Consider the following 22,256-nt stretch of genomic DNA (forward strand, 5'->3'; position numbering starts at 1 on the left):
GGTGCCTCGCATCGGCACATCGGAGGTGGATGGATGCCTGCCGTCGTCGTCCTCGCGTTGACCCTCGCCCTCGCGCCCACACCCGCGCCGACGGTGTCCGCCACACCGGGTCCGCTCGGTGAACTGGTCGGCGGTGTCGGCCGGATCGTCGGCGACCTGCTGGACCGCGCCGGTACGCCCACACCGATCCCGACGCCGAGCGCCACCCGCGGCCCGACCTCCGGGCCGAGCCGACCACCGGCGACCGCGCCGTCCGACCCGTCGACGCCCGGCGCGACCCCCGGGTCCGCCGAGTCGTCGGCCGGTGCGCGGGCGACGGTCCCGCCCGATCGCCCCGACAAGCGGGCGGGCGCCGACGGACGCGACCCGGTCGTGCCCGTGCGGGGCGGCGACACCCCGGCGCCGATCGTCGCGCCGGCCATCGCCGACCCCGTCCGCGATGGCTGGCCGCCCGTGTCCTATCTGCTGGTGGCGGCGGTCCTGGTCGGGCTGGCGGTGCTGCTGCTGCGCCGCCGTGGCAGTGCCGGTCCCTCGGCCGTTCCGGCACCGACTTCCGACCCGACGTCACCTCCCGATCCCGACCCCGGGCCGGACAACGTCCGCCGCCTGCCGACCAGCCTCAACGCCATCTATGAGCTGGGTCGGCTGGACGAGCGACTTGAGCAGGAGCGCCGCCGCCGACCCTGACCGGCGGTCTCAGTGCTTCGGGTACGCGCCCTCGCGCCGGGGGATCGCGTCGTCGTACGCCCCGGACGGGCCGTGGTAGCGGGTCGTGCCGTTCGGGTACGGCCACGCGTTGGCACGGCAACCGTGCAGGCCCAACGTCTGCTGCTGCATCACCGGCGCCGGCCGGCCCGATCCCGGGCAGCGTTCGTGGCCGAACCCGAGCCGGTGCCCCACCTCGTGGTTGACCATGTACTGCCGGTAGGTGGTCAGGCTCGTGCCGTAGTTCGGCACGCTCGACACCCAGCGCGCCACGTTCAGCACCACCTTGTCGCCGCTGCGGCAGGACGTGTAGCCGTCCGGCACGTCCTGGCAGAGAGTGTCGCGGGTGCCGGGGGTCGCCAGGTAGATGGTGAAGTCCGCCGAATCGCCGGCACCCACCCGCCGCAGCCGCCAGTCCCCGCCCGCCGTCCATCCGCGCGGGTCGTTCAACGTCGCGGTGATCGCGGTGGCGATGTCACCCGCCGCGAGACCATGGATGTCGCGTTCCACGGCGACCCGGTAGCGCAGCAGCGTGCCGCTCTCCGCGCCGCCACGCGTCGTCTCGGCGGCGGCCAGCGTCCAGCGGTTCCCGCCGGTGGCGGGATAGCTGACCGGGTGGTTGGGCGTGCTGCGGGTGCCGAGGATGCCGACGCCGGTTGGCCGGTGCGACGCCGCCGCGTGGTCATCGGGTCGCGGTCCGGTACCGGGGTCTCCGGCGGGCTGCCCGGCCGCTGGCCCCGTGCATCCGGTGAGCAGCGCCACCGCCAGCAGTGACGCCGCCGAGGCCAGATGCCACCGGCGGGTACCCTTCGTCGACATGTCTCTCCCCTCGCGCGTCGCCTGAAGGCGCGCACACAGGAGAAGACGGGTCATGGCGACGAAAAGTTGAAGTGATCCGGATCTCAACCTTCCGGCGGCCGCACCCGTCTGGAGTGATGTGGCACGGGGGAGGGTTCGCGGTGGCGCGGGGTGACGCGGAGTTCGTCGAGTTCGCGCGGGCGGCGTCCGCGCGGCTGGTGCACGCCGCGTTCCTGATGACCGGCGACCACCACCAGGCCGAGGACGCCGCACAGACCGCGCTGGTCCGCACGTACGCGTCGTGGTCGCGGATCCACGACGACGACGCCTACGGCTACGCGCGTCGCACGTTGGTCAACCACCTGGTGGACCGGTGGCGACGGCCAATGCGGGAGTACCCGACCGACGAGGTGCCGGAGCAGCGACGCGGTGACGTGGCCGACGACGTGGCCACCCGGCGCTGGTTGGTCGCCATCCTCGGCGCGCTGAGCCCTCGGGAACGGGCCATCGTCGTGCTGCGGTACTACTTCGACCTGCCGGAGGCGCAGGTGGCCCGAGAACTCGCCGTGTCCGTGGGCACCGTCAAGAGCACCAGCTCACGGGCCCTGGAGAAGTTGCGCACCGCCGCGCCGCGCACCACCGACGAGGGGGCGCGCCGATGAGCGAGCTGGAGCGGCTGCGGGAGGCCATGCGGGCGACCGAACGCCCCGACGCCGTGCTCGACCTGGCCCGGGTGATGCGTGACGGGCGGCGGTTGCGGACCCGCCGGCGGGTCACCGGAGCCGCTGCGGCGACACTCGCGGCCGGGCTGGTAGCCGTGACCGCGGTGACGGTCGACCCGAGCGGTTCGCGCGACTCCGCGCCGGCCGAGCCCGCGTCCCCGGCCGCCGTCGCCTCGCCCTCGGTCGGTGTCGCGCCGACGTCGGACGGGCCGACGCCACCGCCCACGCAGGCTCGTGGCGTGCCGAATCCCAAGCCCCTGGGTCAGGTGATCGACGCCGGTATACGGCACGGCGTCGATCTCCGGGTGTACTACATCGTCGGGGTGACGATCCCCGGGGTGCCCAAGGTGACCATCGGCCTGGCCGCCGGTCGCCGCGCGCCGGACGGCACGGTGCGCACGGACATCCTGGTCAACGACGTCGAGGGCAGCGACCGGAGCCCCGGTTTTCACCAGATCGGGTACGACGAGAGGGAGTCGGCCGTGTTGGTGCCCACCTTCGGCTACTTCGTCGGCCCGGCGACGCGAATCATCGGCACGGCGGACGGTCGGCAGGTCGACGCCAAGGTGGCGCGGTGGAGTCTCGACAAGCAGGTGGCGATCTTCTGGTTCGACCCGGCCACGCTCGCGCCGGGGGAGCGGCTGGACGGCATCGTCGCCCGTGACGGCGCGGGCCGCCGACTCTGATCCCTGGGCCAGCCGTGAAACATGCCATTGCGCGACAGGGAAATCGGTCAGTACCGCTGCGGCCGGTTACCGGCCAGCCGGCGCGCCTCGATCCGGTCCCGCGCCCAACGCAGCGCCGGGCACCCGTCCGGCCGGCAGCGCCCACACGATCCGTGCACTTGGTGCTGCCTGATGACCTGTCGGGCCGCCATCGGCACCCACACCGACGGGGGTAACTCCCGCTCGATCATCGGCGGGTGCCGGTCATGCCGTACCGAGCAGCGCGACTGCCGGCCATCCGCTGGCGCTTGACCTCCCCGATAGCCCACGCGAGCATCCCGCACGCGCCCTCACCGCACTGAGCACACCGCCCGGTCTCCCGGTGCGGGCTGGTCGGCTCCGCGTGCTGGTTGATCACGCGCATGGCCGACCACAACAGCAGTGCGGGCGTTACGGGTCCGTCGTCCATCGGCACGGCTCCCCCTCCCATAAATGGGCAGGTCCGGCCACCGATCCCCGATCAGGTGACCGGACCGCATCCGGTTGTCACCCCGTCAGCATCCCCTGCAACGTGCACACCGTCAAGGTTGGAAGTGGCAACGTGCTCCCCTGGCACGTACATACGGTCACTGCGTGAGACTCGTGGCGCTCTCCGACATCGCAGACATGCTCGGCGGCGTGTCACGCACCCGGGCTACTGAGATCACGAACCGCAAGACCTTCCCGGCACCGATCGACACGGTGGCCAGCGGCAAGGTGCGAGTCTGGGACCGCGCGGCCGTAGAAGCGTGGATCAAGAAGTACCGGAAGAATCAGGCGCTGGGCGAAAGCTGAAACGTCCCATCCCGAGCGGGGATGGGGCCGCTCGTCTGTGACCGTTCAGGCGGGGTGAGACGCGTTCTCCCGCGCCACCTTGGCGGCGTGCCGCTCCAGCCCGGCCACGCCTCCGCGGCGCTCTGGCGGGTTTGCCGGGCCGCCTCCATGGCGCTCGTGACCGGGATGGACGTCCCAGCGGTGAACAGCCGGCCAGCGCTCGGAGACTCCACCGTCTGGCGCACCCGGTCGATCTCGGCCAGGTCGGACACCGCTGCGTCCAGCTCGGCCAGGACGAGATCCAGCCGTGCCAGCTCGCCGGCAGCCTGGCGGTGCAGGTAGCTTAACCACTCCGCCCGACGCTGCTCGATCCCAGCGGCTACCTGACGCCGGACCTGGCCGACCGCGTCCCGGGTGCCGTCCTCCGTTATCTGTGCGGCCTCCGCCTGCTCCTGCCGCTCGCGGATCGTCAGGGTGACGGCAGCGGCATCGAGCGGGTGCCGGCGGCGGCAGCGTCAGCGGCGAGCCGGCGCGCATCGGTGCCGGCGCTCTCCGTGTCCCGCTTGGCGTCTCGCGCAGCCCGGTCCAACTCCCCGGAGCGAGCGGCCAGCGCGGACAGCCGCTCCAGGTCGGCCCGGGTGTCCGGGTGCACGTGCCGATCGGGGATGGACATCCCGGCCACGGTCACCGAATCGCCGCCTTCCCACGCGGGCGCAGCGTCGGTGCCCGGCGCGGCCGGCTGGAGCGCACCCTCGGGCACCCCCCGGCCGTGCCCGTACAGCATGATGCCGCCCGTGCGGCCGATGCGGTGCACGGTGGGCGCGGTGGTGGTGACGCCGTGCATCGAGACGCTGGACGACTCCGGGAAGCACACGCAGCCCGGCGGTACGTCGCTCGCCTGCCTGCTCGGCGTAGACCATCATCGCGGCGAGGATCTGGTCCGCGCCTGCAGCGGACTTGATCCAGCGGAGCACCGCCGGGTGCCCGTTCGGCTCGGTATTGCCGCCTGCGCTATCCGTCGGAGGTGGAGCAGTACAAGGACGCCGCACTGCTACGCAAAAACCTCTCCACGGGTCGCGCGGCTTGATGGGTGAAGGACGGGGCCGCCGCCGAACGTGACGATCCATCAGACAGCGTCCACATACTTATCCACAGCGGCGCTTCGGGAGCTGTCGCACTGATGTGCATTTGCCCTTTAGCTGCGCCGCGTTGGCGCGCGCGGGGCGGGTCGGTAGTGAGGGGAGGTGCCATTACAGTCCAACCGAGCACGGGAGAAAGGGCCGCCGGACGCTCTGCGGCCGTGGCTCTGTCCTCTTCGAACGTTAGATTGCTCCAACGGAAGTAGCCGGCCTGGCTCGCCAGGTCAAGGCGGCGGACTCCCGGGGACTGGCATCCCCGGGGCCGCCTTGAACGGTCACGTCCGCTCATGTCCGAGGCAAGGACCATCTGAGAGGGAGAACGAGACCAAGTGACCACGGTAACGAGAGGTACCGGGCCGCACCAGCCCGGGGGACCTGGCAGCACGGACAACGCCCTGATCGCAGGGTTGCTGCTGGTGACGGCGCTGTCCATCGGGGCGCTGCTCTGCATCGTCCTGAGCAGCGCCGAGGAGATGGGCAACGTGGCCCCGGTGGCGATTCCTGCCATCAGCGGCATTGCCCTGGCCGCGATCGGCGCGATTGCGGTGGTGCTGCGCAAGCGGCCTCCCCGGGGCCGGCGGTAGCACGGGCGGCAGTGCGGGTTGTGCCTGGCGACCCGCACTGCCAGCCGTTCGCCTACAACTACATCAAGGCGTGCGGCACCTACCCGGAGGAAATCTCGTCAGGGTGCCGACTTCAGCGACTTGGACCGGCTGCTCAACGCGCTGCACTTGTGCGTCCGGACAGGCGGACATGGACGGCCGGACGGTCCGGACAACTCCGGGCGGATCGTGGGCGGCCCGGGGGAGCGGGCGCGGGGGCGCGCGGGCGACCTCTCCGGGCGGCACGATCAGCCGGTCCGACTCCATGGCGGTCCAACCTTCGCCAATCCCTCGGTCTACTGCGTCGAAAGTGCGGGGCGCGGTCGAAAGGACACCTCCTGAAGATCGGGTGCGGTGGTCTCAATACCACGGGCGGCCCCGGATGGACATCAGTTCGGAGGGGCCGAGCAAGGGCATCTGCGCCAAGGAGTCCGGGCGAAATGCGGGATGATCCATGGTGGACCTGCGATCGACCAGCTTTCGTGTCCGGCGTCACAGCGATGCCGCAGAGTCGCCTCCGGTCACCTACCGTCGAGGGATCAACGCGTTCAGCGAGGTGGAGGCCGTGACCCGGTCCCGATCGATGAGCGGTTGAGCCAGCCGCCCAAGCGCATGACGTGAGGGTGGGTGCGGGACCGTGGCAATGCGGTCACCTGGCGCGTGCCGCTACAGGCAAGCGCGGACGACACGCTGAACAACCCTGTAGAGGCGTTGTCCAGCGTGGTTGCTCGATACGGTCTCGGTGGCCGGCTCGGGAGGCTCCATAGGGCAACCGCGAGCCGACTAGTCGGAGCAAGGTTTGATGCGCGGACCTCACGGCGTGAATGGTGGGTTCCGCCAGACCACCCCGATACAGTGCTTCCACCAGAGACAAGACCCGCAGATACCTGTCGAGGCTGGTGCCCGGGGGGTTACGACCCCCGGGCCCGCCTTGACGGGTCACGTCTCACCACATGTCCGGTCTAGGGCCAAGTAGAAAGACGGCTACAACCCATGCACACAGTATGTTGCACATCTACCAATCACCAGTCCAACGCGATGAACGGCACAGAGAAACTGCTGATCGCCGCCCTGATCGCGGCCGAGATCATCGCGGTTGCTCCGCTGATCTACATCGTCAAGCTCAGCGGTCCGGAGCTGGGCGGCATCGCTCAGGTGGCCGTCACGACGATCGGCACGATCACCCTGGCCGTGGTCGGGGCGATCACGCTGGCGCTGCGTAAGCGGGCCACCCGGAGCCGGCGCTAGCGCGACGAGTCCGGGCGCAAGGGCATCTTGCGCCCGGACTCGCCGGCTTCACCAACGTCATTGTCTAGGTCTGCATCTTCCGGTTGAACTGTTCTCCGGCACCGGCTGTCCGCCGGACGGTCCGGACAACGACGGAGACGCGGACCGGTCGGACAACCCCGGGGACGTGGCGATGTCCGAGCGCTGGACACATCCCGTCCGGCGGACACGTGGACCACGCCGAGGGCGGACACTTCGACACCCGTGGGGGAGAGCCAGCCCGAGCAGGGCGGACGGCAGGAAATTCTTAACCCGCCCAACCTGCGTCGTGGCACATGCCGAGCCGCCCGCCGGGTTCAGGTCAGCCGGCGTTCGATGGTGACGGTCGTTCCCTCGCCGGTGGAGACGAGCCGTACGTCGCCGTAGGCGTTCATCAGCAGCGCGCCTCGGCCCCGGTCCATGGCCGGTCGGCGGTCCCGCCAGGTGCCGAAGTCGCGTACCGAGATTCGGACCAGCGTGTCGCCCACCTGGAGCCGGACCCGCACCTCGGGGCGGCTGGGTCGTTGCGCGTGTTCGACGGCGTTGTTCATCGCCTCGGAGGCGGCGAGCAGCAGATCTTCCGCCACGTCCCCGTCGACGTCGAGGTCGTCCAACGCCAGCCGGACGTCCCGTCGCATGGCGGCCGCCGAGGTGGGCACCGACGGGTACGTCCACTGCTCGTCCAGTCGGTCGCCGAGCCGGTCCTCGTCGGGCCTGGCGATCGCCGACGCGCGGGTCGGGTCGCCGGCGCGGTCCACGGGTGACGCGCCCTCAGCCGGTGCGGCCCCGACCGGTGCGGGCTGGTCACCGGAGGGTCCGGTCCGGGCCCTGGTCTCCGTGGCCGTGCCGACGGGTTGCGTCGATGTCGGGGTGCTGACGGCTGTCGGTGCGGGGCCGTCGGGGTCGGACGCGCCGCTGCGCGCGCGGCGGATGGCGGTCCGGATCCGGGCGATCAGCTCGGCGGCCGCGAACGGCTTCACCAGGTAGTCGTCGGCGCCCAGGCTCAGACCTGCCACGCTGGCCTCCTCGCCCGCTCGCGCGGAGAGCACGAGCACCGGCAGCGACCGGGTCGCGGGGTCCGCGCGCAACCGGCGGACCAGGTCGAAGCCGTCCAGCACGGGCATCATCACGTCGGTGAGCACCAGGTCCGGTAGCTCCCGGTGAACCGCGTCGAGGGCCTGCCGGCCGTCGGTGACCGACCACACCCGCCAGCCCTGCGCGGCGAGCAGCCGACTCAGGTACGCGCGCATGTCGCTGTTGTCGTCGGCGAGCAGGATCCGTGCGCCGGCCAGCTCGTCGGCGGCCGGACCGGGCGCCGTGGCGGGCTCGGCGACGTCTCCGGCCGGGTCGGTCAGCCAGCCCGTCGCCTCCTGGACGGCGGCGCGTGCCGCGTCGCCCCACCCTTCGGGGGACGGACCGGTCGCCGCCGCGCGCCGTGCCGCCGACCAGGGCAGGGCCACGGTGAAGGTGGTGCCGACGCCCACCTGGCTGGTCACCCGCACCTCGCCGCCCTCCAGCCGGGCCAGCTCGTTGACCAGGGCCAGGCCGATTCCGGTGCCCTCGTGGCTGCGCGACCGCGCGCCCTGCACCCGGTGGAAGCGTTCGAAGAGCTTCGGTAGCTCCGCCTCGGCGATCCCGATGCCGGTGTCGGCGACGGTCAGGCGTACCTCGTCGTGGTCGGCGTCCACGGCGACGCGGATGCCACCGATGAACGTGTACTTCAGGGCGTTGGACAGCAGGTTGGTGACGACGCGTTCCCAGTTGACCGGGTCGACGGTGACCGGGTGGGGCAGCGGCGGGCAGTCGACGTCCAGGGTCAGCCCGGCCCGCTCGACGGCGGCGCGGAAGACGCTGGCCAGTTCGGCGGTGAGCGCCGACAGGTCTACCTCGTGGGCGTCGCTGCGAGCCCGGCCGGCCTCCAGGCTGGAGAAGGTGAGCAGGCTGTTGACCAGCGTCAACAGCCGGGTCGCGCTGCGCCAGGCGGTCTCGACCCGCTCCCGCTGCGGGGGCGTCAGGGGCGCGGCGGTGTCGGCGAGGGCGTCGGCCAACGGCCCGAGCATGAGGGTCAGCGGGGTACGGAACTCGTGGCTGACGTTGGTGAAGAAGGTGGTCTTCACCCGGTCCAGCTCGGCCAGCGTCTCGGCCCGACGTCGCTCCCGCTCGTACTCCTGGGCGTTGCGCACCGCCGTCGAGACCTGCTGCGTCAACAGTTGGTAGAACGAGCGGTACGCCTCGTCCAGCGAGCGGTTGGGGCTGACGCCGACCAGCAGGACGCCGAGCGGCTGGTCGTCGGCACCCGCCGGCAGTGGCAGCGCGAGCGCGGCGCGGGCCGGATCGCCCCACGGACCGGCGGGCAGCGACAGCCGCTCGTCGAGGCCGGTCACGTCGGTGGGCCGCCCCGCCGCCGCGTCCGGCAGCCCCCAGGCGCGGGCCGTCGGGCCCGGGTCGGCCAGGTCGACGACGGTCGGCAGCGACCCGGTGATGGTCGCGTCGCGCGGGTCGCCGCCCGCGTGGGCGATCCGCCGCAGGGTTCCACCGTCGCGCAGGTAGATCGCGGCGAACGGCACGTCCAGGGGGTGGCCGCCGATCGCGTCGATCAGTCGCGCGCAGGTCGCGTCCACGTCGACGGTGCGCCCGTCGCCGCGCAGGGACAGGTCGCGCAGCAGCCGCAGTCGCCGTTCGCCGACGACCTGTTCGGTGACCTCGCTGCACACCGTCAGCACACCCACGGTGCGGCCGTCGTCGTCGCGGGCCGGGGCGTGCGAGACGCTGAAGTAGGCCTCCTCGCGGTAGCCGGCGCGCTCCAGCAGGAGTTGGAGGGCGGGTACCCAACTGGCCACCCCGGTCGCCATGGCCTGCTCGATCAGGGGGGCGAGGACGTCCCAGCCCTCGGCCAGGGTCACCCGCACGTCGTCGCCCAGCGCCCCGGGGTGCTTGTCGCCGATCAGCGCCGAGTACGCGTCGTTGTAGAGCTGCGAGAGGCGGTCGCCCCAGAGCAGCAGCATCGGGTAGCGGGAGGAGAGCACCATCCGTACGGCGGAGCGCAGGCTCTGCGGCCAGTCGGAAACCGCGCCGAGCGGTGTGTCGGCCCAGTCCAGCTCCGCCATCAGCTGTCCGGTGGCCCCGCCGTCGTCGAACAGGTCGCTGCGGGGTCGTGTCACGCTCGACCCGGCCTCATCGCTAGCCCCCCGTTCCGGGCCCGACGACCCCTGCTGGTGTTACCTACCCATCCTGGCACCTCTACTCACCTGTGCCGACGCCGGTACCCACCGTCTAACGGGCGGGGGTTCGGGACGAACGTCCGATGTCACAGACATAGATATCTGTAAGTGTCTCGGTTATCTCTCCGACCCCGAGGAGCCCCCATGAGAGGTAGAACGCTGAGCGCGGGAATCGCGCTCGCCGTGTTCACCGGGATGACGGTGACGTTGGCCGCCCAGCCGGCGACCGCGTCACCCTCCGCCGCGACGACGGCGGGCCGGCCGATCGCCGCGTCCGCCGCCGTCCTGGCGGCGCCGGACATCTCCGTCACCAACGTCCAGGCGCACCTGACCCAGTTCAACTCCATCGCCAGCAGCAACGGCGGCAACCGGCGGGCCGGGTCTGCCGGCTACACCGCCTCGCTCAGCTACGTCAAGGGCAAGCTCCAGGCGGCCGGCTACACCGTCAGCGAGCAGTACTGCTCCAGCTGCACGTACCCGTCGAACAACCTCATCGCCGAGTGGCCCGGCGGCCCGGCCGACCAGGTGGTCATGTTCGGCGCCCACCTGGACAGCGTCTCGGCCGGTCCGGGCATCAACGACAACGGCTCCGGCTCGGCCACCCTGCTGGAGAACGCCCTGGTCCTCGCCGCGCAGAACCCGACCATGACGAAGAAGGTCCGGTTCGCCTGGTGGACCGACGAGGAGCAGGGGCTCAACGGCTCCCGCTTCTACGTCAACTCGCTCAACTCCACCCAGCGTGGCTACCTCAAGGGCTACTACAACTTCGACATGGTCGGCTCCACCAACGGCGGCTACTTCATCAACCGGGTCACCTCCACCACTGCCGCGCCGCTGAAGGCGTACTGGGACTCGCTGGGGCTGCAACCGGAGGAGAACGTCGAGGGCCAGGGCCGCTCCGACGACTACTACTTCCAGCAGGCCGGCATCCCGACCTCCGGGTACGCCGCGGGCGCGAGCGCCCGCAAGACCAGCAGCCAGGCGGCCAAGTGGGGCGGCACCGCCAACGCGGCGTACGACGCCTGCTACCACCGGTCCTGTGACACCACCGCCAACGTCAGCGCCACCGTGCTGAACCGGGCCGCGGACGGTGTCGCGTACGCGCTGTGGCAGCTCGCCGTGGGCACCGGCACCCCGACCAACGACTTCTCGCTCGCGGTCAGCCCCACCGCGCTCAGCGTCGCCCGGGGCGCCAGCGCCAGCGCCACGGTCAGCACCGCGACCACCTCCGGCTCGGCGCAGACGGTCAGCCTCAGCGCGTCCGGCGCGCCGAGCGGGGTGAGCGTCTCGTTCAGCCCGTCGTCGGTGACCTCCGGCGGCTCGGCCACGGTGACGCTGACCGCGTCGTCCAGTGCCGCCACCGGCACCGTCACCCTCACGGTCACCGGCACCGGCTCGGTCACCCGGACCGCCAGCCTCACCCTCACGGTGACCGGTACCGGGGGCTGTGCCGGTGGGCAGGTGATCGGCAACGGTGGCTTCGAGAGCGGCAGTACGCCGTGGACCGCCTCCTCCGGCGTGATCACCAGTTCCAGCGGCCAGGCGGCCCGGACCGGGTCGTACAAGGCGTGGCTCGACGGGTACGGCAGCACCCACACCGACACCCTGTCCCAGTCGGTGACCGTGCCGGCCGGATGCGCCAGCTACACGCTGTCGTTCTGGCTGCACATCGACACCGCCGAGACGACCAGTTCCACGGCGTACGACAAGCTCACCGTGCAGGTGGGCTCGACCACCCTGGCGACGTACTCGAACCTGAACGCCGCCTCCGGCTACACCCAGCGCACGTTCAACGTGGCCGGGTTTGCCGGGCAGACGGTGACCCTCAAGTTCACCGGCACCGAGGACTCGTCGTTGCAGACCAGCTTCGTCATCGACGACGTGACGCTGCAGGCCAGCTGAGGCGCGTCGGGTGGGGGCGTGCGTCGCGCTCCCACCCGACATCTGGTCACGTCCGTCTATCTCTGGTAGAAATCCTCCAAGGCCGGCCCCTGATTCGCAGAATTCCGCCCCTCACGCGAACGGGAGTGCCATGTCACCCACTCGATCCACCCTGCGCCGCCGCGTGCTCACGCTGCTCGTGGCCACCCTGGCGGCGGTCTGCGCCACGTTCGGCCTGGCCGCTCCGGCCTTCGCCATCAGCCATTCCAGCGCCACCTCGCAGCTACGCGCCGCCGGCATCTCCTGGACCTCCAGCGGCAACTGCAGCGACCGCAACGTGTCCACCTGCACCTCGTTCGACGGGGTCCGGCAGGCCACCATCGACGGCATCATCACCTTCAAGCGGGCCAGCGGCTGCGCGGTCACCATCACCGCGGGAACCGAGGTCGGGCACGCCGGGGGCACGTACAGCCACTGGAACGGCTACAAGCTCGACATCGCGCTGAGCACGTGCATCCAGAACTACATCTCCGCGAACTACGCCTATGTCGGCTACATCTCCGGCTTCGGGTACCAGTACCGGGCGCCGTCGGGCAACCTCTACACCAAGGAGGGGAGCCACTGGGACATCCTCTTCTACACCTGCGGTGGCTGCTGACCGCGAGTGTGACGGCGTACGCGGCGGGAGCTGACCGCGTACCCGATCAAGGGCCGCCGCCGGTGCATGCCGGCGGCGGCCCGTCGCGTTCCCGGTGGGGGGGCGGTCAGGGGAGCTGCGGGTAGAGTGCGGCGACGCCGCCCGCGAGCCCGGCCTGCACCTGCCGGCTGACGTCGTCGGTGACGATCTCGTACGCGTCGGCCTCGATGCCGTCGACGCCGATCCGGGCGATCTCCGCCGGGTCGGACTTGGGGCCGTCGATCGTCGCGGCCATGTCGGTGTCCATGTAGCCGACGTGCAGGCCGGCGACCCGCACGCCCCGCTCGGCGAGCTGGAGGCGTAGCGCGTTGGTCATCGCCCACTCGGCCGACTTCGCCGCGCCGTACGCCGCGTGCAGGGGGAAATTCACCCAGGACAGCACGGACAGGACGTTGAGGATGGTTCCGCCACCGTTGCCGGCGATGACCGGCGCGAAGGACCGGATCATCGACAGGTTGCCGAGGTAGTGCGTCTCCAGTTCCAGGCGGATCAGGTCGAGGTCACCCTCAAGCAGGTCCGCCCGGCTGTCGATGCCGGCGTTGTTGACCAGCAGGTTCACGTCGCCGGCCAGCTTCGCCGCGGCGGCCACCGAGGCGGGGTCGGTGATGTCCAGCCGGACCGGCGTCACGCCGGGCAGGTCGACGCTGTCCGGGTTGCGCGCGCCGGCGTAGACCGTTGCTCCGCGGGCGACGAGCTCGGCGGCCAGGTGCCGGCCGAAGCCCCGGTTGGCGCCGGTGACGAGGGCGGTGCTTCCAGCGATCTTCATGGAGTGCTCCAGGGTTCGTGGCGGCTTCTCGACAGGAACGCTATCCGGCTGACTTCTGTTAGGCAAAGTCAGGTAGGTCACGCGACGGGCGGACGAGAATCGGGAATACGACCCGGAGGCGCACACACCCGCGCCGGTGACGGCTCGTATCCTTTGCGCGAACCTCCGTACGAGCCGAGAAGGGAGACGGTGTGAGCAACCAGGCCGAGACGTTGGAGTTCCAGGCCGAGGCGCGTCAGCTCCTGCAGCTGGTCGTCCACTCGATCTACTCGAACAAGGACGTCTTCCTGCGGGAACTCATCTCGAACGCGTCCGACGCACTGGACAAGCTGCGGCTGGCGACGCTCGTCGACAAGGACCTCGTCGCCGACACCGACGACCTGCACGTCGTCATCGAGGTCGACCGGGACGCGCGCACGCTGACCGTGCGGGACAACGGCATCGGGATGACCCGTGACGAGGTGGTCCGGCTGATCGGCACGATCGCCAAGTCCGGCACCGCCGAGCTGCTGCGCCAGCTCCGCGAATCCGCCGACGCCCGCGCCTCGCAGGAACTGATCGGGCAGTTCGGCGTCGGCTTCTACGCCGCGTTCATGGTCGCCGACCGGGTCACCCTGCTGACCCGCAAGGCCGGCGAGACCGGCGGCACCCGCTGGGAGTCCACCGGCGAGGGCACCTACTCGATCGAGTCCGTCGACGAGGCGCCGGCGGGCACCGCGGTGACCCTGCACCTCAAGCCCGCCGACACCGAGGACAACCTGCACGACTACACCGCCGAGTGGACGATCCGCGAGATCGTCAAGCGCTACTCCGACTTCATCGCGTGGCCGATCCGGATGAGCGTCGAGCGCTCGCGGGCTGAGGGCGAGCCGCCCACCAGCGAGGAGCAGACCCTCAACTCGATGAAGGCGCTGTGGGCGCGTCCCCGCGACGAGGTCGACGCCGCCGAGTACAACGAGTTCTACAAGCACGTCAGCCACGACTGGGCCGACCCGCTCGAGGTCGTGCACATGAAGGGCGAGGGCACCTTCGAGTACGAGGCGCTGCTGTTCCTGCCCAGCCACGCCCCGCTGGACATGTTCTCCCCGCAGGGCCGCCGCGGCGTGCAGCTCTACGTCAAGCGCGTGTTCATCATGGACGACTGCGAGGCGCTGGTCCCCACCTACCTGCGCTTCGTCAAGGGTGTCGTCGACGCCCACGACCTGTCGCTGAACATCTCCCGCGAGATCCTCCAGCAGGACCGGCAGATCCAGATCGTCCGCCGCCGCCTGGTCAAGAAGGTCCTCGCCACCGTCAAGGACCTCAAGGCCAACCACGCCGAGCGCTACCGCACCTTCTGGACCGAGTTCGGCGCGGTGGTCAAGGAAGGGCTGATCGACGACGCCGACAACCGCGACACCCTGCTGGAGATCCTGTCGGTCGCGTCCACCCACGACGCGGCGGAGCCCACCGACCTGGCCGGCTACGTGTCGCGGATGAAGGACGGCCAGACCGACATCTGGTACGCCACCGGCGACTCCCGGACCACCATCGAGAACTCCCCGCACCTGGAGGCGTTCCGCGCCAAGGGCCACGAGGTGCTGCTGCTCACCGACCCGGTCGACGAGGTGTGGGTCGAGCGCGTCGGCGAGTACGACGGCCGGCCGTTGCGCTCGATCGCCAAGGGCCAGGTCGACCTGGACACCGACGAGGAGAAGCAGCAGGCCGAGGCCGAGCGTGAGCAGCAGCGGCAGGAGTTCGCCGCGCTGGTCGACTGGCTGGGCACGACCCTGGCCGACAGCGTCCGGGAGGTCCGCCTGTCCTCGCGGCTGACCACCTCACCGGCCTGTGTGGTCGGTGACGCGCACGACCTCACGCCGACGCTGGAGAAGATGTACCGGGCGATGGGGCACGAGGTCCCCTCGACCAAGCGGATCCTGGAGATCAATCCGGGTCACCCGCTGGTCGCCGGGCTGCGCAAGGCCCACGAGCAGGGCGATTCCGGCCCGGCCCTGACCGAGACCGCCGAGCTGCTGTACGGCCTGGCGGTCCTCGCCGAGGGCGGCGAGCTGGCCGACCCGGCCCGGTTCACCCGTACCCTCGCCGACCGGCTGGCGCGCACCCTGTAAGCCTCCTCGCGAACTGTCTCGCCTCGTCGATCATGGAGTTGTGGTGGGTGACAAAGCGCTCATCACGGTGCCTGACAGGCACCATGACTCCATGATCGACGAGGTCGGCAGACCGTGACGTCGCCACCGGTCAGCGACCGGGGATCACCAGGCCGGATTCGTAGGCGATCATGACTGCCTGGGCGCGGTCGCGCAGACTCAGTTTGGCGAGCAGGTTGCCGACGTGAGTTTTCACCGTGTGCTCGCTCAGGTGGTGGTGGGCGGCGATCTCGGCGTTCGACAGACCGGCCGCGATCAGGCGCAGGACGTCCGTCTCGCGGGCGGTCAGGGCGGTCACCGCGGCGGCGAGCGCCGGGTCCGGGTGGCCGCGTCGGTGTAGTTCGCCGATCACCCGGGCGGTGACGCCGGGAGCGAGCAGCGCATCGCCGGCGGCGACCACCCGCACCGCGTTGACCAGGTCGGCTCGTGGGGCGTCCTTGAGCAGGAAGCCGCTGGCACCGGCACGCAGGGCCGCGTACAGGTAGTCGTCGGTGTCGAACATGGTCAGGGCGAGGACCCGGCTCGGGGTGAGTGAGCAGACGTGCCGGGTCGCGGCGACACCGTCGAGAACGGGCATCCGCATGTCCATCAGGACGACGTCGGGACGGTGGTCGAGGGTGGCCCGCACGGCGGCGGCGCCGTCGGGGGCCTCGGCGACCACCTCGATGTCCGGCTCCGCGCCGAGGATCGTGGCGAATCCGGCCCGGAACAGGTCCTGATCGTCGGCGAGCACCACACGCAGCATCAGACGGCCACGGGTGCGCAGAGCGGCAAGGTGGCGGTGACGGTGAAGCCGTGGCTTTCGGAGGCCGGGCCGGTGCGCAGGGTCCCGCCGCAGGTCCGGGCGCGCTCGCGCATGCCGACGATTCCGTATCCGGGCACCCCGACGCCGACAGCCCGGTTGCCGCGACCGTCATCGGTGATCGACACGGTCAGGGCGTCCGCGCTGTAGCTCAGCAGAATGCGGACCGATCGGGCCTCGGCGTGCCGGACCACATTGGTCAGGGACTCCTGCACGATCCGGTAGGCGGCGACCCCGACGTGCGCGGGCGGTTCGACCGGTGGACCGAGGGTGACCTCGGACTGAGATCCGGCGACGGATCCGCACGGCGGGGGTGAGATGGTGAGGACGGCGTCGAGTCCGGTGGCGCGGACGCGTTCGACGAGGACGGGCAGGTGGGCCAGGCCCGGCTGGTCGAGGGACTCATCGGCGGGTTCGTGCAGGCTGCCGACCGCGCGGCGGAGCTGGACGACCGCGTCCCTGCCGGTGGCCGCGATCGTGGCGAACGCCGCGTCGGCGCGGTCCGGGTGGGGGCGGACCAGCAGAGGTCCCGCCTCCGCTTGCACGATCATGACGCCGACCGCGTGGGTGAGGATGTCGTGCAGGTCCCGGGCGATGCGCGCGCGTTCGCGCAGCACGGCCGCCGCACGTTCACCGGCGACGCGACGATCGCGTTCGGCGTGGGCCATGGCCTGGGTACGGCGGGCGCGGGCGCTCGTGCCCAGGGCGTACGCGAAGCTGTAGGCGACCACCAGGTACCGCAGCACCTCCACGTCCGGGTGTGGATAGAGCAGCGAGACCAGCAGGCCGCCGGCGGTGACCAGGATGCCGAGCAGGCGGATCGGCAGGGCGGCCCGCGCCGCGAACGTGTAGAGGCAGACGAGCGGACCGACCGGCAGCAGCGGGGGTGCGCCGAGCGAGGCGGAGACGGTCGTGGCGAGGCCCACGACGACGGCGACCTGGACCAGCGCGCGGTCACGCCACAGCACCGGGACCGAGGACGCGACCGCGAGCGGCAGCACCCACCAGGCACGGGGACCGCCGGCCAGGGCGGGTAGCACGGTCGCGGCCACGGCGGCCACGGTGACGGCGAGATTGACGTACCGCTTCACGCCGGCAGTATGGTCTCGCCGGGCGCTGCCGCGCCTCCCTCCACAGGACCAGATCACCTCCAGTTCGTACGGCGATCCGCCCCGGCCGCTCCCGCCGCACGATCGACGCATGACGACGATCATCGCCGCGCTCCTCAGTGGACTGCTCTGGCTCGGTGGTTCCGGGCTGCACCCGGTTGCCGCGCTGACCTGGCTCGCCCCGATCCCGCTGATCCTCGCCTCGGTGCGGGTACGCCCGAGGACCGCGCTCGGTGCGACGGTTCTCGCCTGGTCGATCGGCCAACTCGGCATTGTCGGGTACTACCGCGGCACGCTGCGACTACCGGTCTTCGTGGTCGGCGGCGTGTTCGTGCTCGGCCTCGGCCTGGCAGCCGGCACGGTCCTGCTCGCCCGGACGCTCCTGCGGCACGGGCGAGTCGGGACCGCTGTTCTCACCGTGCCGTCACTGTGGGTGCTGGGCGAGTACGCCGCGTCCCGCCTGTTGCCGCACGGCGCGTGGTGGAGCCTCGCCTACACGCAGGCGGACGTCCGCCCGGTCATCCAGCTGACCGCGCTCACCGGCGTGTGGGGCGTCACCTACCTGCTGCTCGCCGTCCCGATCGCCCTCGCCGCCCTGCTCGCAGGCCTGCGACCCACCCGCACCGCTCGGCTCGACGGCCCACGCCCGGCCCTCACCTGCCTGCTCGCCCTCCTGCTCGGCGTCGGCGGATGGTCGGCCTGGTCACTGAGTCGCTCCCCGCAGCCGGCCGAGCCGCTGACCGTGGGCCTCGTCGCGCTGCGACAGTCCGAGGACGGGCTCCCGATCGACGAACCGTCCGGGCGGGACCTGCTCACCCGGTACGTTCCGCGGGTCTCGGACCTGGCCGCGCGCGGGGCGCGGATCGTCGTGCTGCCGGAGAAGGTGTTCGCCGTGACAGACGCCACCCTGCCCCTGCTCGTCGAGGCGCTCCAGCAGACCGCGGCCCGGGTCGTCGTCGGCGTGGTGCTGCGGCGGGCCGGGACCGCGAGCAACGTGGCGCTGGTGCTGGACCCGAGCGGAACGATCAGGACGTACGAGAAGCAACATCTGATCCCGGGCCTGGAGGACTGGCTGACGCCGGGCGGCGACGAGGTGATCGTGGACGGGCGGTTCGGCGTGGCGATCTGCAAGGACCTTGACTATCCCGGTCTGGTCCGGCGGTATCGGGCGCAGGGCGTCTCGGTGCTGCTCGTCCCCGGCCTGGATTTCACCTCCGACGGCTGGCTGCACAGCCGGATGGCCCTCGTCCGTGGGGTGGAGAACGGGATCACCGTGGTCCGCGCCGCCGCGTTCGGCCGGCTGACCGTCACCGACCCGGGCGGCAGGGTCGTGGGCGAGGCGACCGCCGGTGACGCGGAGCTGCTGGTCACGGCCGCTCCGACGCGAGGGTCAGGCACTGTCTATTCGCGTACGGGAGACTGGTTTCCGATCGTGTCCCTGGTCTTGTTCGTGATCTCCGTGGGAGCGGCGGTGGGCCGGCCGAGCGGCGGACCCCGCCGACGGGTCACGACCCCCCGGCGGCCGTGAGCCGTTGACGGATCCGCTGCGCGTCCGGGTGGCCCAGCTCGTCGAGGATGCCCAGCGCCGCCCGCCAGCTCCGCGCCGCTTCCGCCGGGTCGCCGGCGTCGACCAACGCCTCCGCCAGGTGCGTCAGCGTGTCCGCCTCGTAGTACCGGTCCCGGAACTCCCGGTACAGCGCCAGCGCGTGCCGGTAGGCGACCACCGCCTCCGCTGGTCGTCCGGCGCGGTGCTGCGCGTAGCCGAGGGTGTCCCACGTGGGCGCCTGGCCCTGCCGGTCGTCGAACTCGCGCAGCAGCTCCAGCGCCTGCTGGCACGCCTCAACGGCGGCGTCGTGCTCGCCGAGCTGGGCCCGGTACCAGCCGACCGCGTTGAGGGCCATCGCCTGCCCGTAGCGATGGCCCGCCTCGCGGTACAGCGCCAACGCCGCCTCGGCATGCCGGACCACCTCGGCTCGCCGGCCCTCCCGGTCGGCCACCTCGGCGAGATCGAGGTAGGTGTGCGCCTGGTTGGCGGGGTCGCCCAGCTCGCGGAACAGCTCCAGCGCCCGCCGGAGCTGACCGGGCGCCTCGTCGAGCCGGCCCAGCCGGGCCTGCGCCCGCGCCAGGCTGCGGTGCGCGTACGCCTGCCCGACCGCCGCGCCGCCGCGCCGCGCCGCCGCCAGCGCCGTCCGCTGCACCGCCAACTGGTCGTGCCAGCCGCCCTGGCGGTCCAGGAAACTGGTCAAGCTCCACGCCAGCTGCCAGGCGTGCCGGTCGGCGCCGCTGGCGGCGCACCGTTCCACGAGCGCGATCAGCACGTCGCGCTCGCGCGTGAACCACGCCATGGCCTCGTCGTGGTCGCCGAACTTCTCCGGCCGCACGCCGGCGACGGCCGGGGCGAGGGTGATCGGATCCCAGTGCGGATGCAGCAGCACGGCCGCGGCGTGCGCGCTGTGCAGGTAGTGGTCGAAGAGTCGGCCGCGCGCCTCGGCCCGGTCGCCGGCCGGGTCGTGCTCGGCGGACAGTTCGGCCGCGAACGCCCGCAGCAGGTCGTGCATGGCGTACCGGTCCGGGGCACGTTCCAGCATCAGGTGCGCATCCGCCAGCTCGGCGAACGCCGCCTGGACGGCCCGCCGGCCGGCACCGACGAGACTGACCCCGGCCGCCGTACTCACCGTCACGTCCGTGCTGCCGCCGACCAGCCGGAACAGCCGCGCGGTCGGCACCGACAGCAGCCGGTACGACCAGGACAGCGCCGCCCGCACGCTGCTGTCGTGGTCGCCCGTGTCGAGCCCGTCCAGCCGGCCGCCGGCCCGGAGCTGCGCGCCCAACTCGGCCAGCGGCAGGTGGGGCCGGACCACCGCCCGCGCCGCCACCACGACCAGGGCCAGCGGTAGCCGGTCACAGAGTCGGACCAGATCGTCGACCGCGGCCCGCTCCGCCTCCGCCCGCGCCCCGATCCGCGCGTACAGCAGGGCCTGCGCGTCGTCGGCGCTGAGCAGATCCAGCACGACCGCCTCGGCGCCCTCGGTGGCCACCAGACCGGTGAGCCGATCCCGGCTGGTCACCAGCACCAGGCAGCCGGCCGCGCCCGGCAGCAGCGGCCGTACCTGCGCGGCGTCCCGGGCGTTGTCGAGCAGCACCAGCACCCGCCGACCGGCGAGCAGGCTGCGGTACAACGCGGTCTGCGCCTGCTCGTCCGCCGGCACCTCGCGCGGCGGCACCCCGAGCGCGGCCAGGAAGCCCCGGACCACCTGCTCCGCGCTTCGGACGACGCCGCTGTGGCTGTAGCCCTCCAGATTGGCGTAGAGCTGCCCGTCCGGGAACTGCCCGGCGACCCGGTGCGCCCAGTGCACGGCGAGGGCCGTCTTGCCGACCCCGCCCGCTCCGGAGAGCACGGCCAGCGGGACGGCCCCGGGTCGCTCCTCGGCGGACGCCCGCAGCGCGTCCAGACGGTCCAGCTCCGAACGCCGCCCGGCGAAGCCCCGGACATCCGACGGCAACTGCGCGGGGACCGGGCGGTCCGGCCGCGACGGGGCGACGATGACCGCGGCGGCCGGCACGGGGGACACCTCCGGGGTCGGCGAGGTGACCTCGCCGCGCAGGATGGCCTGGTGTAGCTGGCGAAGCTCGATGCCCGGGTCCACACCGAGCGCGTCGGCGAGCCGGTCCCGCAGTCGGGCGTAGTACGTCAGTGCCTGCGCCCCGCGACCAGCCGCGACCAACGCGTGCAGCAGCACGGCGGCGACCGGTTCGTCGAGCGGGTGCTCGTCGGCGAGCCGGGTCAGCGGATCGATCACCGCATCCGGCTCGCCCCGTCGCAACAGCCCACGGGCCCACTGCACGACGGTGTCGGTGTGCCGGCGGTGCCAGTCCTGCCGGACCCGGGCCGCCCACTCGCCCGGCAGCCCCGCCAGCGGCTCGCCACGCCACAGCTCAAGCGCCCTGCGCAGCAGTTCCACCCGTTCGGGGTCCCCGTCGGGCAGCCCGTCGGCACGCTGCCGCAGCGCGTCGAAGTGCGGGCCGTCCACTGTCTCCGGTGGCAGGTCCAGCAGGTAACCACCCGACCGTCGCGCCAACACGTCCGGCGCGCCCGCGTCGGCCAGCACCCGGCGGAGCCGGGCGAGGTAGACGTGCAGGTTGTGGCGAACCCGGGGCGGCGACGCGTCGCCCCAGACCCGGTCCACCAGAGCGTCCAGGTTCACCGGTCGGCCCACGTCGACCGCCAGTGCGGCCAGGACGGCGCGCTGGCGGGCCGCTCCGGCATCGACCGGACGGCCGTTCGCCCAGACCTCGACCGGCCCGAGGACCCGAATCTCCATGAACCGCCGCTCGCTGCACCGCCGGTCGCCCCACCGGCACCCCCGGGACAGCCGGATTGAGGTTCCGGCAGGAATTCGTCGACCTTCCGCGCAGATCATCGTTGCTACAAGGACATCGATCAACGTGATGTCGGCAACTCGACTCGCGGCCGGTTCCGGTCGTGACGACACCGGAGGTCACCATCGTGCGAAGTGCTCTGCGAAGGCTCACGTCCGCGCTGCTCGGTACGATCGCCGTGGGCGCCACGCTCGGCGTCGCCCCGAGTCCGGCCCAGGCCAACTACGCCTGCCCGTCGGGTCTGCTCTGCCTGTACGCCGGGGCCAACTTCAGCGGCGACATCTTCCTGCTCGACGGTCCGTACAACGGATGCAACGACGTCCCGCTGCCCTCGTACTTCCGCAACCGGGCCCAATCGATCATCAACAACCGGCCGTCCGGCACCGTCTCCACCTTCTGGGACAACGCCAACGCCACCGGCCTGCTCGGCTACCAGCACGCCTATGGCTACCGGGCGAACCTGGCGTACGACTCGGCCGCGATCGGGGGGAACTGGAATCAGCGGATCGAGGCGGTCCGGGTCTGCTGATCCATGAGCGTCGC

The 22,256-nt window shown here is 71.7% G+C and carries 19 protein-coding genes; 11 read left to right on the forward strand and 8 right to left on the reverse strand.

What is annotated here, in order from left to right:
• The first annotated feature begins 33 nt into the window (after positions 1 to 33).
• Positions 34 to 687: a hypothetical protein gene (locus AB0B55_RS17300; RefSeq protein ID WP_357172174.1), complete on the forward strand. Its 654-nt coding sequence runs from the start codon at positions 34 to 36 to the stop codon at positions 685 to 687.
• A 9-nt stretch (positions 688 to 696) separates the two neighbouring features.
• Here AB0B55_RS17300 and AB0B55_RS17305 read toward each other — a convergent pair whose 3' ends face one another.
• Positions 697 to 1,524, reverse strand: a complete 828-nt coding sequence (locus AB0B55_RS17305) for a DUF3152 domain-containing protein (RefSeq protein ID WP_357172175.1) — start codon at positions 1,522 to 1,524, stop codon at positions 697 to 699.
• A gap of 140 nt (positions 1,525 to 1,664) precedes the next feature.
• Between AB0B55_RS17305 and AB0B55_RS17310 the strand changes: the two genes are divergently transcribed.
• Both AB0B55_RS17310 and AB0B55_RS17315 read left to right on the forward strand, forming a co-directional pair.
• Positions 1,665 to 2,165, forward strand: a complete 501-nt coding sequence (locus tag AB0B55_RS17310; protein WP_357172176.1) for a SigE family RNA polymerase sigma factor — start codon at positions 1,665 to 1,667, stop codon at positions 2,163 to 2,165.
• Positions 2,162 to 2,911, forward strand: a complete 750-nt coding sequence (locus tag AB0B55_RS17315; RefSeq protein ID WP_357172177.1) for a hypothetical protein — start codon at positions 2,162 to 2,164, stop codon at positions 2,909 to 2,911. The genes AB0B55_RS17310 and AB0B55_RS17315 overlap by 4 nt, the downstream gene beginning before the upstream one ends.
• 226 nt (positions 2,912 to 3,137) lie before the next feature.
• Here the strand turns inward: AB0B55_RS17315 and AB0B55_RS17320 are convergent, their stop codons facing one another.
• Positions 3,138 to 3,359: a hypothetical protein gene (locus AB0B55_RS17320; protein ID WP_357172178.1), complete on the reverse strand. Its 222-nt coding sequence runs from the start codon at positions 3,357 to 3,359 to the stop codon at positions 3,138 to 3,140.
• 164 nt (positions 3,360 to 3,523) lie between these two features.
• Here AB0B55_RS17320 and AB0B55_RS17325 point away from each other — a divergent pair, with 164 nt between their 5' ends.
• Complete coding sequence (locus tag AB0B55_RS17325) at positions 3,524 to 3,724, forward strand: hypothetical protein (RefSeq protein WP_355233144.1); 201 nt, start codon at positions 3,524 to 3,526, stop codon at positions 3,722 to 3,724.
• 448 nt (positions 3,725 to 4,172) lie between these two features.
• Here the strand turns inward: AB0B55_RS17325 and AB0B55_RS17330 are convergent, their stop codons facing one another.
• A complete protein-coding gene (locus tag AB0B55_RS17330; RefSeq protein WP_357172179.1) occupies positions 4,173 to 4,577 on the reverse strand; it encodes a hypothetical protein in 405 nt (134 codons plus the stop codon).
• Positions 4,578 to 5,258: 681 nt separating this feature from the next.
• Here AB0B55_RS17330 and AB0B55_RS17335 point away from each other — a divergent pair.
• Complete coding sequence (locus tag AB0B55_RS17335; RefSeq protein WP_357172180.1) at positions 5,259 to 5,426, forward strand: hypothetical protein; 168 nt, start codon at positions 5,259 to 5,261, stop codon at positions 5,424 to 5,426.
• 1,056 nt (positions 5,427 to 6,482) lie between these two features.
• Positions 6,483 to 6,692, forward strand: coding sequence for a hypothetical protein (locus AB0B55_RS17340; RefSeq protein ID WP_357172181.1), 210 nt, complete (start codon positions 6,483 to 6,485; stop codon positions 6,690 to 6,692).
• Between the two features lie 335 nt (positions 6,693 to 7,027).
• Here AB0B55_RS17340 and AB0B55_RS17345 read toward each other — a convergent pair whose 3' ends face one another.
• Complete coding sequence (locus AB0B55_RS17345; protein ID WP_357172182.1) at positions 7,028 to 9,871, reverse strand: ATP-binding protein; 2,844 nt, start codon at positions 9,869 to 9,871, stop codon at positions 7,028 to 7,030.
• Positions 9,872 to 10,075: 204 nt separating this feature from the next.
• On the opposite strand from AB0B55_RS17345, the gene AB0B55_RS17350 reads away from it, so the two are divergent.
• Positions 10,076 to 11,833 (forward strand): M28 family peptidase, encoded by a 1,758-nt coding sequence (locus tag AB0B55_RS17350; RefSeq protein ID WP_357172183.1) that lies wholly within the window; start codon positions 10,076 to 10,078, stop codon positions 11,831 to 11,833.
• Between the two features lie 130 nt (positions 11,834 to 11,963).
• Entirely contained in the window at positions 11,964 to 12,470 is a 507-nt protein-coding gene (locus tag AB0B55_RS17355; protein WP_355049970.1) for a hypothetical protein, read from the forward strand.
• 106 nt (positions 12,471 to 12,576) lie between these two features.
• Here AB0B55_RS17355 and AB0B55_RS17360 read toward each other — a convergent pair whose 3' ends face one another.
• The gene (locus AB0B55_RS17360; RefSeq protein WP_357121569.1) at positions 12,577 to 13,275 is read right to left on the reverse strand and encodes an SDR family oxidoreductase; all 699 of its coding nucleotides are present in this window, start codon (positions 13,273 to 13,275) and stop codon (positions 12,577 to 12,579) included.
• A 191-nt stretch (positions 13,276 to 13,466) separates the two neighbouring features.
• Between AB0B55_RS17360 and htpG the strand changes: the two genes are divergently transcribed.
• Entirely contained in the window at positions 13,467 to 15,383 is a 1,917-nt protein-coding gene (gene htpG / locus AB0B55_RS17365; protein ID WP_357172184.1) for a molecular chaperone HtpG, read from the forward strand.
• Positions 15,384 to 15,513: 130 nt separating this feature from the next.
• Here the strand turns inward: htpG and AB0B55_RS17370 are convergent, their stop codons facing one another.
• Together AB0B55_RS17370 and AB0B55_RS17375 are read right to left on the reverse strand one after the other, a co-directional pair.
• On the reverse strand, positions 15,514 to 16,167 hold the full coding sequence (locus tag AB0B55_RS17370) for a response regulator transcription factor (protein WP_357172185.1): 654 nt from the start codon (positions 16,165 to 16,167) through the stop codon (positions 15,514 to 15,516).
• The gene (locus tag AB0B55_RS17375) at positions 16,167 to 17,315 is read right to left on the reverse strand and encodes a histidine kinase (protein WP_357121578.1); all 1,149 of its coding nucleotides are present in this window, start codon (positions 17,313 to 17,315) and stop codon (positions 16,167 to 16,169) included. The genes AB0B55_RS17370 and AB0B55_RS17375 overlap by 1 nt, the downstream gene beginning before the upstream one ends.
• Before the next feature lie 109 nt (positions 17,316 to 17,424).
• Here AB0B55_RS17375 and AB0B55_RS17380 point away from each other — a divergent pair, with 109 nt between their 5' ends.
• Complete coding sequence (locus tag AB0B55_RS17380) at positions 17,425 to 18,861, forward strand: nitrilase-related carbon-nitrogen hydrolase (RefSeq protein ID WP_357172186.1); 1,437 nt, start codon at positions 17,425 to 17,427, stop codon at positions 18,859 to 18,861.
• Here the strand turns inward: AB0B55_RS17380 and AB0B55_RS17385 are convergent.
• On the reverse strand, positions 18,839 to 21,655 hold the full coding sequence (locus AB0B55_RS17385; protein ID WP_357172187.1) for a BTAD domain-containing putative transcriptional regulator: 2,817 nt from the start codon (positions 21,653 to 21,655) through the stop codon (positions 18,839 to 18,841). The genes AB0B55_RS17380 and AB0B55_RS17385 overlap by 23 nt on opposite strands.
• 185 nt (positions 21,656 to 21,840) lie before the next feature.
• Here AB0B55_RS17385 and AB0B55_RS17390 point away from each other — a divergent pair, with 185 nt between their 5' ends.
• Positions 21,841 to 22,242 (forward strand): peptidase inhibitor family I36 protein, encoded by a 402-nt coding sequence (locus tag AB0B55_RS17390; protein WP_357121587.1) that lies wholly within the window; start codon positions 21,841 to 21,843, stop codon positions 22,240 to 22,242.
• Positions 22,243 to 22,256: the final 14 nt, after the last annotated feature.

It is taken from the genome of Micromonospora sp. NPDC049107, assembly GCF_040648595.1.
GTDB lineage: Bacteria > Actinomycetota > Actinomycetes > Mycobacteriales > Micromonosporaceae > Micromonospora.